Genomic DNA, 845 nt, shown 5'->3' on the forward strand with positions numbered 1-845 from the left:
ATAATAATTTAGAAAAACATATTAACCTTCAAAACAATCATTTAAAAGAAAAAATTAACCTTATTGAAAAGGAAATGGACGAATTCCAACAAGAAACCCAAAGTAATTTTAAAAAAATTAATGAAAAAATAGATAAATTAGAAGAAATGATAATAAATCAAAATAAATCCAATCAAGAAAGCGAGTAAAATCATATGGCTAAAAAAATAATTATCACCAAAAAACCCAACCAAAACCACCAAATAAACCCAATGTAAAAAAAACCAAAACAAAATCCCTTATTAAACAACCACCAACTCAAAAACCAACCAAAATACCTATAAAAAAATTAAAAATAAATCAACCTCAAATAAAAACAATTACAAAATCACCTATAATCAAAAAACCTTCAAAACAAATTAACAAAAACAATCCAAAACTCCCAAAAATAATTGTTGAAACCCAACAAAAGCAAGATAATTGGTTTGTAAAAATAATCAAAAAAATAACAAAACCAATCCTTACTTTATTACTAATCACACTAATTGGAGGGGCGTTATGGCTTATCATTTCTAAATTCTTCCCTGAATCAGCAGCTAAAATTGGACCAATGGCTAAAGCTGCTTGGGAAAAAACCAAAGATTTGGCTCATTATATAAATGAACGCGGTAAGAATTTTTTAGAATGGTTAGGATTTCCTTTGAAACTAATTCCTTACATATTTAATAGTATTATTATTGCATTTGGCCTCATTTTGGGTTTATCTTGTCTTGGAATACCAGTTATAGGACCTTGCATAGGTTTAACAATATTAATTGCAACAGCTATTTATACAGGAATAATTTGGTATTTTAACGAACCAACCC

1 protein-coding gene and 1 pseudogene are annotated in these 845 nt (G+C 27.3%); both read left to right on the forward strand.

Annotated elements, in window-relative coordinates:
• On the forward strand, positions 1-188 hold a 188-nt coding region (locus OL66_RS04030; protein ID WP_034172342.1), incomplete at its 5' end, for a hypothetical protein.
• Positions 189-589: 401 nt separating this feature from the next.
• Positions 590-845: pseudogene (locus OL66_RS03880) on the forward strand (hypothetical protein); the annotation flags it as partial.

The organism is Chrysanthemum yellows phytoplasma, from assembly GCF_000803325.1.
Taxonomy (GTDB): Bacteria; Bacillota_I; Bacilli_A; order Acholeplasmatales; family Acholeplasmataceae; genus Phytoplasma; species Phytoplasma asteris.